The following is a 10,054-nucleotide window of genomic DNA, read 5'->3' on the forward strand; positions in this document are numbered from 1 at the left end:
ACTAATACTACTTCCTAAATCCCCCATATTACTTGTCTGAAATAAGACCGGAATTGTTAAGAAATCATTGTAGAATCGATAAAATACCATATTTGCGAGTAAAAGTATTGTCACAAAAATACTAGCACCAAAAATATATCGATTCCGATTCTTTTCTTTCATAAACAATCCAATTCCAAAAATGAAAAGTAAAAAACTTAAAGGGTTAATGAATAGAATAAACTCTTGTTTAAAGTTTTCAATTTTAATATCAAAGCTAGTTTTATAGACAATATATGTTTTAATCCACATAAAAAGCGTTGCTATTAATAAAAATGAAATTTTCGAAAAAGATTTCTTACGCATAAATAACCTCCTCATCCCACAGGACAATAGCGCTTTCGTTTTATCTCTCATGTTTTCCATATATTAGGTATACAATAAAACAACTAAAACATATCTTAATACTTCTTTTACAAAAAATCAATCCTTTTTAATATTGTCATAACAAACACATGATAGAATTATAATCTATACTTTATTCCAATAACCTAATTATTAGACGTATGAGTTGAAAAAAAGTTTCGTTTTTATAAAAGTTGTAATATTCAGAATATACAAAAATAAGAAATGAGTACAACAAGGTTGAACTCATTTCTTATTTTGTTTATTACCTATTTATTTAATAATTTCGTTTTTACTAGCCATGCTCCTCCAATTACTCCCGCATCATTACCTAATGTGGCAACAGTAATTGTTGCTGCATCACCAACACGAGGAAAAGCGAAACGTTTAAAATAATGTTCAACTTTTTTTATAAGCTTATCACCAGCTTTTGAAACTCCACCACCGATAACAATTTTTTCAGGATTTAAGCCATTTGCAACATTAGCTAACATTAAACCTAAATGAAACGTTACATAGTCTATAATTTCTTCCGCTATAGCATCCTTTTTCTCTAGTGCATCAAAGACATCCTTCGAGGTTAAATTACCACTTGCTTTAAGGATCTCCCTTAGAATACTTTGTTTTTCACTTGTTGATAGCTTCTCTTTTGCCACCCTAACAATTCCCGTTGCAGATGCGATGGTTTCGATACATCCTGTCTTTCCACAATTACATGGTGCTCCACCATCTGGAACAACAGTAATATGCCCGATTTCTCCACCAGCTCCATTAACACCATGGATGACCTCTCCATTTGAAATAAGTCCTCCCCCAACACCTGTTCCAAGCGTCACGCATATCAGGTCTTTCGCACCATCTCCAGCACCTTTCCACATTTCACCAAGTGCAGCGATATTTGCATCATTATCAATTATAGCTTGTAAACCCGTTTCTAATTCGAGATGGTCTCGTAGTGGGTAGTTTTTCCAACCTAGATTAACAGTTTCGTAAATAAGGCCACTTTCAAGATTAACAGGTCCTGGCGCCCCCATACCAATTCCAGCCAGCTTCTCTTTTGTGAAACCTAACTCTGTTAATTTAGTATCAATTGATTTAGCAATATCTGTCGTAATTTCCTTTCCAGTTTTATCAGTAGGTATCTCCCATTTTTCTACAATTTCACCATAATAATTAATAAACGCCATTTTAATTGTAGTTCCACCTAAATCAACACCGACTAACCATTGTTCATTCATTCTATTCACCTTTTCCTCTATTTATATATTCATCTACCCGAAACCGTTTTCAATCAAAGGAAATAATAAACCTTTTTCTTTTTTTGCTGACTAGCTAGTATCCGATTTCACTTACCCTTTTAATCTTTGCACTTCGCTTCTTAAGAGTAAAATCGCCATTTGATAGTCATTTGGTTCTATTAAGTTTGACTGATATAATTGTCTAACTTCTTCTTCCATCAACTCTAAATCAGCTATTCGATCCCCTACATAAATAATAATTCCAAACTTCTTCAATAGCTGTTGTACATCATAAATCGTTTTCAATTGATCACCTACTAAACATTAACTTTCACTAATAATCGTTAATTAGAAATGCCTAATTTAAAGTATAAAGGAATTGAAATACTCGTCAAGGAATCGTTAACAATAAAATGAAAACTTCATAAAAAAAAAGAATTGTCATCTAAATGACAATTCTACATTAATTGCTTTATCGATCAGGATCATTAGGATGCAAAAAGCGTGGTCGTCTATTTTTCAAAGGCATTGGCGCTCTAAATAAAACATCTCTTAGGCCTCGATAGTCAAATGGGATAAATGGATACAAATAAGGTACATTAAATGACTTCGTTTTTGCCAGTAAAATGATCCATAGCACTATACCAACAACAAATCCAATAACCCCTAACGATGCAGTAAATAATAATAGAATCATTCGGAACATACGATTTGCTAAACTAAGCTCATAACTTGGAGTTGCAAATGTACCAATTGCAGCAATTGATAAATACAAGACGACTTCATACGTTAATAATCCAACTTCGACAGCAACCTGGCCAATCATAAGGGCAGCAACTAACCCTAGAGCAGTTGCTAATGAAGATGGAGTATGAATAGCGGCCATCCTCAGCATATCAATACCTAGTTCCACTATTATAAATTGTAATAATAATGGGATATGGCCATGTTCGTTAATTCCAATGAAATCAAGACCTGGTGGTAAAAGCTCTGGGTTTTGTGCAAATAAATACCATAATGGTAATAGAAACATCGACACCCAAACCGCGACAAATCGAACTAGTCGAAGATAAGCACCAACAATCGGTTTATTTCGATATTCCTCGGCATGCTGCAAATGATGCCAAAAGGTCGTTGGTGTAATAATAGCACTTGGTGACCCATCTACAAACACAATTACATGACCTTCATACAAATGAGAGGCTGCTGTATCAGGTCTTTCCGTATATCGAACAGTTGGATAGGGATTAAAATGACGTCCTCCAAGAAATTCTTCAATTGTTTTTTCACCCATTGGTAGTCCATCCGTATCAATTGCTTCTAGCGATTTCTTTAAATCCTTAACATGTTCTAAATCCGCAATCTCCTCTAAGTAACAGACTACAACATCTGTTTTTGAACGCCTTCCAACTTGAAGATACTCCATTCTTAATGAACGATCCCTTATTCTTCTTCTTGTAAGTGCTGTATTAAAGACAATCGTTTCAACATATCCATCCCTTGCACCTCTTACTACCCTTTCAGTATCAGGCTCCTGTGGCCCTCTTACCGGATAAGTCCTGGCGTCAATTAAGATAACCTCATTAACTCCCTCAACCACTAATGCTGTTGGACCTGCCAGTACCATATGTACTACCTTATTTAAATCATCTGTTTTATCCAGTTCAACATACGGTAAATGGGTTTTAAGGAGTTTGTCTAACGTATTTCCCTCTAGTTGTTCTGTTGTAACTCGGGCTAAATATTTCATTAACAAATGAAGAATATCATCCTTAACAAAACCATCAACCATAAAAAGAGTCATTTTTCGTTCAGCGTATTCAACATCGAGTTGAATAACATCAAAGCTCTTTTTAACCCCTAATTGTTCTGCAATATACGTTGTATTTTCTTTAAAATCATCTGAAACAAGTTTTTTCTCACCTTCAAAAGTCATACGCTTTCTCCATTTCACAACAATTTATCATCATCATTGACGAAAGAATGGTAAAACATACCTGTATAAATTGATGGAGTACATAGACCGGGATGAGTATGAAATTATGAAATTGAAAAAAATTAAATCTGTCCCTATTTGTTCTGGTCGTTTCATGATAAAAAAAAAGCATGACAATTATACTCAATTGTCTAATGCTCATTTTTGTGTTGAATCATGTTTCATTATTTGATCGTGTAATCTCATTTTTCAAGTTCTTATAATTTTCATTTTCAGGCTCATATTGGAGAGCTTTATTAATATGATTTAACGCTTCAGATGAATTTCCTGTGTTAACATATAGAAGTGCAAGATTAAAATGAGCTTGGTGATATGAGTCATCGTTTTCAATAACCTCTTGTAAATGCTCTATAGCCTCATCAAATTTACCTATACCTATTTCAGCCACAGATAACATGAAGATAATATCATTTGAGCGTGTATTATTCGAAATTGCATTATTTAAATAATCATACGCCTCATCATACTTATTATCCTGTATCAATTCTTGTCCTTGCATTGCTGTATATTGAGAATATTGCTCCTCTGCTTGTGGATATCCATATCGATACAAAATAATAAAAAGTAATGCTGTCGCAGTCACTCCTATTAGTCTAAAAGAAACATTTCTCTTTTTTGGCAATTGTACGATAAAAGCAGCTAGAAAACCACCAACCAAGCCACCAATATGGCCAGCATTATCTATATTAGGAACTGCAAATCCAAAGGCTAAGTTAATTGCGATAACCATTAATATATTTGGACCAATTGTTCTTAAAAACACCTGGCGATTTTGTACTCCAATATATAATAATGCACCAAAACAACAAAATATTGCTCCTGATGCACCTGCCGATAAATTAGGACTAAATGCAAAACTAGCAAATGTACCAGCAACACCAGCGATAATATATATAAGTAAAAATCTAAATCGTCCATATGCCTTTTCTACTGCTGGACCTATGTAATAAAGAGCAAGGCTGTTCATAAAAAGGTGCAAAAAACCAATATGTAAAATAATAGGGGTAAAAAAGCGCCACCATTCACCTTCGTATATAAGTGGATTAAATTTAGCACCAAAATCAATTAAGGTTTGATTATTTGTACTGCCCCCGAACATTTCCAATATGAGAAACATGATGATTTGTATTCCTAGAAATATATAAGTAAAAAATGGCTTTCCATGTTGAAAAATTTTCTTTTCTTCTTCTCTTTGTTTATTATGGGATGCAATGACATGGTTTCGTATTCTTTGAACATCATCCTCTTCAATGAATGAGTCCATTTCAATCTTTAATGGTACACTTAATAAATCCGCTAGTTTACTTATACCCTCTAAACGTTGTTCACTATGTATTAAAATTGAACTAATATCAATTTTCCCTTTTAGTATGCTATATCCATCTTCAAATACACTTGGATAATCATCAACAGGGGGCAATGATGATATGTAAACATTCATTACACGAATTGGTCCTCTTACACCATTTTTTAATAATTGTTCAAATTTTCTCCCTGCTTGCACAATATCAATAGATAGTGTATTTCCCCAATCAACGTCAATTCTTTTTAATCTTACAATCGTAAAGTGCTTCTGACGATACGGCTGAAGTAAAATTTCTCCTCCATCTTGAGAAAGTGCTAGTATTGAATATTTTTCGTTTAAAACTAGCTTCTCAATGATTGACCAATATAAAAAATCTTGCTCTAAAACCATTTTATCCGCTCCGACATCATTTTTCCTTTATTATATCAATAACTATAAACGAAAAGGAAGGCTCATGTTTTTTCCTCGTTTCATTGTTTATTTGTTAAGGATAAACAAACAGGAGGCTGAGATTGCTATTGCAAATCAGCCTCCCCTTTGAACTTTAATGAAAAGCTCGTTGAACAAAACGATCTCTTATAAAAGGAATTCTCATTGATAATCGAATGAAAAACCTACGTAATTGGGGTTGCCCCAAAACAGCATTTACAATCTGATATCTATAACGATACAAAGCAAATGATCCAGCAATTAACATAATCAGTCTTTTCATAAAAACATCCCTCCTACTTATATTTTGAGTAGGATTACCTGTTTTTATCCTTTAAAAAAAGGTGACATTGTTTCTTGCAACACACTAACAGAATGTTCAAATTTGCTTTTCTCTTCTTCATTTAGCCGAAGTTCAATCACTTTTTTAATTCCATCTCGATTGACAATTGCTGGAACACCAATATAAACATCGTTTACTCCGTATTCACCATCTAAGTAACAAGAAACAGTTAGAATAGAATTTTCATTATTTAAAATTGCTTTAGTCAATCGAACTAACCCCATAGCTATTCCGTAATAAGTTGCACCTTTACGATTAATAATATGGTATGCTGCATCTCTTACATTTACAAATATTTCCTCTAACTTTTCTTTTTCATCGTTCAATGACTCAAGAATTGGGATACCGCCAATATCAGCGTGACTCCAAACTGGCAGTTCTGTATCCCCATGCTCTCCAATGATATATGCATGCACATTCCGTGTATCTACATTAAAATGTTCTCCTAATAAATAACGAAATCTAGCTGTATCTAGTATTGTTCCAGAACCAATTACTCGACTTTGTGGTAATCCAGAATATTTCCATACAGCATATGATAAAATGTCCACCGGGTTAGTAGCGACAATAAAGATCCCATTAAATCCACTATTCATCACATCTGAGACTATTGATTTAAAAATTTTTAAATTTTTAGCAACTAAATCTAGTCGGGTCTCACCAGGTTTTTGATTAGCACCAGCACATAAGACAACAATATCAGCAGACTCACAATCTTTGTAGCTTCCATACCAAATTTTCGTCGGATTAGGTGCAAAGGCTAAACCATGATTTAGATCCATTGCATCTCCTTCAGATTTTTCTTTATTTAAATCAATTAAAACTAACTCTTCTGTAACTCCTTGATTTAATAAAGCAAAGGCGTAACTAGAGCCTACAAAGCCTGTACCTATAAGTGCAACTCGATTAACATGATTAGCCATATTATCAAACCCTTTCAATGCTTATTGAACTAATGAAATTTGCCGTTAAACTTTGTGAAATACTTCACAATTATATTTTACATGATCTTTAACGTATTTTTCATCGTTTTTATGAACATTTTATGAAAAGAGAAAACCTAAACCTGTTGCTAATATAATCGAGAGAAAATTTACTGCATCATTATTTAAGAAGCTATACTCAGATATTTTTACGCCTTTAAAATTACAGTGGTTTTGTTTTTCAGTTATTTTCCCACAATAAGTACATTTATATTTTACCTGTACCGTTTGTCCAATTATCGTATCAAGTAAATTACCTAAAAAGCCAAATAAAGCAATGTAGACTACCCATACTAATGAAAGAGAAAATAATAAATAAGATATGAAAGCAATAAATAATGCCCCACCTATTGCCGCTGTCGTACCGAGTATTGATACAGCACCAGAAGTACCTCTTGGAACTTTTTTCATAGTTAGTAATAATCTAGGCTCCTTTTTACTCATAGTACCTATTTCAGAAGCCCATGTATCAGCATTTGCTGCAGCAAGTGATATACAAAAGCATACTAATGCAGTTTGCTGAGAAATAAATCCAAATGAATAAATAAAACCTAAAAAAGCTGGAACTCCTCCATTCGCAAACACTTGAATAATATCTCTCTGCTCACCCTTTTCCAAAATGTCTGCTGCTATTCGCTTCCTTTTATTTTGATACTTACTAAAGAAACTAGAACTGCAGAAAAAACAACCTAATAAAAATAATCCTTGATAGGAAAACCCAAGATAAATTAAAAGGCCAACTATAAAAGCTGCAATTGCACCATCTTTCGTTATAGATTTCGCCTTCCATCCCATTACGGAAGCAATAGCAATAATGAAACAAACAACAATTAATTCCATGTAAATACACTCTTTTCAGTTATAATTATCGGAATTGCAATATCAAATGATTTTGCAGGAATATGATCAACGAATTGTTGTGTAAATGCTAATGATAAATATTTGTTGTGAAAATCACTTAAATATCGGTCAAAATAACCACCGCCATAACCTATTCTATATCCATTAAAATCATATGCTACACCAGGAACAATCATTAATTCAATTTCCTTTGAAGTTAGACCTTTTGTATCGGTTACAATCGGTTCTAAAATCCCAAAATATCCTTCCTCGAGCTGTTCAAAGGTAGAAATTACCCTAAATACCATTGTTTTCGTAGCAGGGTCACACTTAGGTACAGCTACTGTCTTATTTTCCTTCCATGCCTGATTTATAATGAATGCTGTATCAACCTCTTTTCCTCTAGAAACAGTAATGGCTACAATTGATGAATTCTTCCATACAGCATGATTGAATAATTTTTTATGTATCTCAAAACTATTACTCCAATAATCCTCCAAAGACATTTTATCGAGTTTATTCTTTATTTTTTTTCGGATTTCTTGTTTATTCATTTCATATTACCTCCTTCTTTCATTATATATGTACCTTATTCATTTAATCGAGGCTTTAATAAGGAGGATATCTAGTTTCTGTAGTCAACAATTCCGACCGTTTTTTATGTGGAAATTTAGAATAGAGTATGATACAAAGTATGAGGTTTATAAGGACGTATTTCTTTATAAGCCTTATGCTAAATACAGGGTATAAAAAAACAGTAGGAAAATAAATCCCTACTGTTACTTTGTTTCACGGTGTAATGTCATTTTTTTCTCTCTTGAGCAATATTTCTTAAGCTCAAGACGATCTGGGTTATTACGTTTATTCTTTTTAGAAATATAGTTACGTTCGCCACAATCAGTGCAAGCTAATGTAATATTTACACGCATGTTATCTTTCCCTCCAAACATAAAAAAACTAATAAAACAAATCAGACTTTAATATAATATCATTTTTATTAGACAAATTCCACATCAAAATGAATAAATTCATATAACAAGAATTATTTCGCTAATTTCTTATATAATAGTATAGTTTCTTCGATTAAATAGGATAAGTTATAAATTGTATTTGCCGCATAAAAGCCCTTCTGAACGATCGCATTATATTTTTGCGGTTCACTAAAGTAATCACATATAGTGTCTGCTAAAGACCTACTTGAGGTATCCTTCACCAAAATCCCTCTGCTATCATTAAGTATTTCTGCTAATCCTCCTATTTGGAATGAAACTATAGGCTTAGCAGCGACCATTCCTTCCAAAGCAATAATACCAAATGGTTCATATAAACTTGGTACAACTAACATTTCACAATGATGTAATAATACATTCCTTTTTTCTTCTTGAACAAATCCAATAAATGAAACATATTTATCTATATGTAGCCCATAAGCTAAATGAACTAACTCTTCATGAAAAGGCCCTTCTCCAGCAATAATTAATCGAAATTCAGGAAATTGTTTATGAAATATAGAAAAGGCCTTTAAGAGATATTGAAAACCTTTTTCCTTTACAAGCCTACCCATTCCCAACAAGTAAGGTGAGTTAGAAAATGGTAGTTTAACATTTAAAATAGGTGGAAGATAACTTTTAGGAATAATTCCATTCGGTATTAATGTTAATTTATCTTTAGTACAATTAAATTCCTTAATAAGAATATTTTCCATATAGCGACTACATACGATGATATTATCAGATGCTTCTATTAGACTTGTCTCAAAGGAATGAATTCGATTAGAAAAATGAGTTTTACTATTCATTCTCCCATTTTCAGTTGCATGAATGGTTGCCAATAAGGGTTTTCCTATTTCAGTTTTCAGTTCAACCCCAGCAATCCCTGTCAACCAGTCATGGACATGTATAATATCAAATGAGAGCTTTAATTCATAAAGGACAAATTGAATAAATCTAAAATTCACGTTTAATATATAATCTATAAACGTTCTAGGAGGATGTTGTAAAGGTACTAAACGATAAACATGAATACCATTCTCAAACGTATATGATTCATTTTCATTAGAAGAAGTTGTGACAACAATAAACTTAAGACCCTTTTTATTTCCTTCTGCTACTATGTCACTTACATGTCTACCGAGCCCTCCTACTATATTAGGTGAGTATTCTGTTGCTAAAACTAAAATTGTCGGATTTATCTTCATGTCAAAATATTACCTCTACTCATAAAATGTATATCCAGAAAAATTATAAAGCCATTTCGGCTCCCCTTTTCCACGATTTATTAATCCTTCAGTTAATTCAGTCACACGATGACAATGAGAATAAACCTGTATTTTTTTTATTGTAATGTTTTCATTTAAAGAATTACTTACTACCAATTCAAAATCAAATATCCCATTTTTCAAAAAGTATAATGATAATGTTCCACTTGGTTCCCGAAGATAAATATCTTCGAATAAATGCTGTTTTATATGAGGAATAATGTTAATACGAAGCAGGAGATCATTAAAGTCTTCATTAAGGAGATTACTTAATATTC

11 protein-coding genes and 1 pseudogene are annotated in these 10,054 nt (G+C 32.7%); all 12 read right to left on the bottom strand.

Annotated elements, in window-relative coordinates; genetic code table 11:
- Positions 1 to 345, bottom strand: a pseudogene (locus tag HU235_RS12940) (hypothetical protein); the annotation flags it as partial.
- Positions 346 to 653: 308 nt separating this feature from the next.
- On the bottom strand, positions 654 to 1,622 hold the full coding sequence (locus HU235_RS12945) for an ROK family glucokinase (RefSeq protein WP_174880469.1): 969 nt from the start codon (positions 1,620 to 1,622) through the stop codon (positions 654 to 656).
- A gap of 111 nt (positions 1,623 to 1,733) precedes the next feature.
- Positions 1,734 to 1,928, bottom strand: a complete 195-nt coding sequence (locus HU235_RS12950) for a YqgQ family protein (RefSeq protein WP_095299810.1) — start codon at positions 1,926 to 1,928, stop codon at positions 1,734 to 1,736.
- A gap of 166 nt (positions 1,929 to 2,094) precedes the next feature.
- The gene (locus HU235_RS12955) at positions 2,095 to 3,558 is read right to left on the bottom strand and encodes a spore germination protein (RefSeq protein WP_095299809.1); all 1,464 of its coding nucleotides are present in this window, start codon (positions 3,556 to 3,558) and stop codon (positions 2,095 to 2,097) included.
- A 214-nt stretch (positions 3,559 to 3,772) separates the two neighbouring features.
- Complete coding sequence (locus HU235_RS12960) at positions 3,773 to 5,314, bottom strand: rhomboid family protein (RefSeq protein WP_174880470.1); 1,542 nt, start codon at positions 5,312 to 5,314, stop codon at positions 3,773 to 3,775.
- Between the two features lie 154 nt (positions 5,315 to 5,468).
- Positions 5,469 to 5,636, bottom strand: a complete 168-nt coding sequence (locus HU235_RS12965; protein WP_174880471.1) for a hypothetical protein — start codon at positions 5,634 to 5,636, stop codon at positions 5,469 to 5,471.
- A gap of 44 nt (positions 5,637 to 5,680) precedes the next feature.
- Positions 5,681 to 6,619: an L-lactate dehydrogenase gene (locus HU235_RS12970; RefSeq protein WP_174880472.1), complete on the bottom strand. Its 939-nt coding sequence runs from the start codon at positions 6,617 to 6,619 to the stop codon at positions 5,681 to 5,683.
- Between the two features lie 120 nt (positions 6,620 to 6,739).
- Positions 6,740 to 7,519: a DUF92 domain-containing protein gene (locus HU235_RS12975; protein ID WP_174880473.1), complete on the bottom strand. Its 780-nt coding sequence runs from the start codon at positions 7,517 to 7,519 to the stop codon at positions 6,740 to 6,742.
- Positions 7,510 to 8,073 carry a 5-formyltetrahydrofolate cyclo-ligase gene (locus HU235_RS12980; protein WP_174880474.1) on the bottom strand — a complete coding sequence of 188 codons (564 nt, stop codon included), beginning with the start codon at positions 8,071 to 8,073 and terminating at the stop codon, positions 7,510 to 7,512. Before HU235_RS12980 ends, HU235_RS12975 begins: the two co-directional genes overlap by 10 nt.
- A gap of 225 nt (positions 8,074 to 8,298) precedes the next feature.
- On the bottom strand, positions 8,299 to 8,448 hold the full coding sequence (rpmG, locus tag HU235_RS12985; protein ID WP_046590706.1) for a 50S ribosomal protein L33: 150 nt from the start codon (positions 8,446 to 8,448) through the stop codon (positions 8,299 to 8,301).
- 113 nt (positions 8,449 to 8,561) lie between these two features.
- Positions 8,562 to 9,716 carry a glycosyltransferase family 4 protein gene (locus tag HU235_RS12990; protein ID WP_174880475.1) on the bottom strand — a complete coding sequence of 385 codons (1,155 nt, stop codon included), beginning with the start codon at positions 9,714 to 9,716 and terminating at the stop codon, positions 8,562 to 8,564.
- Between the two features lie 15 nt (positions 9,717 to 9,731).
- Positions 9,732 to 10,054: hypothetical protein (locus HU235_RS12995; protein WP_174880476.1), on the bottom strand; the 323-nt coding region annotated here is incomplete at its 5' end.

This window comes from Metabacillus niabensis (assembly GCF_902829255.1).
Classification (GTDB): Bacteria; Bacillota; Bacilli; order Bacillales; family Bacillaceae; genus Metabacillus; species Metabacillus niabensis.

Coding starts and splice junctions, on each gene's coding strand:
- HU235_RS12955 (WP_095299809.1), bottom strand. CDS start 3,558: ATGACTTTTGAAGGTGAGAAAAAACTTGTTTCAGATGATTTTAAAGAA.
- HU235_RS12975 (WP_174880473.1), bottom strand. CDS start 7,519: ATGGAATTAATTGTTGTTTGTTTCATTATTGCTATTGCTTCCGTAATG.
- HU235_RS12965 (WP_174880471.1), bottom strand. CDS start 5,636: ATGAAAAGACTGATTATGTTAATTGCTGGATCATTTGCTTTGTATCGT.
- rpmG (WP_046590706.1), bottom strand. CDS start 8,448: ATGCGTGTAAATATTACATTAGCTTGCACTGATTGTGGCGAACGTAAC.
- HU235_RS12980 (WP_174880474.1), bottom strand. CDS start 8,073: ATGAATAAACAAGAAATCCGAAAAAAAATAAAGAATAAACTCGATAAA.
- HU235_RS12990 (WP_174880475.1), bottom strand. CDS start 9,716: ATGAAGATAAATCCGACAATTTTAGTTTTAGCAACAGAATACTCACCT.
- HU235_RS12970 (WP_174880472.1), bottom strand. CDS start 6,619: ATGGCTAATCATGTTAATCGAGTTGCACTTATAGGTACAGGCTTTGTA.
- HU235_RS12960 (WP_174880470.1), bottom strand. CDS start 5,314: ATGGTTTTAGAGCAAGATTTTTTATATTGGTCAATCATTGAGAAGCTA.
- HU235_RS12945 (WP_174880469.1), bottom strand. CDS start 1,622: ATGAATGAACAATGGTTAGTCGGTGTTGATTTAGGTGGAACTACAATT.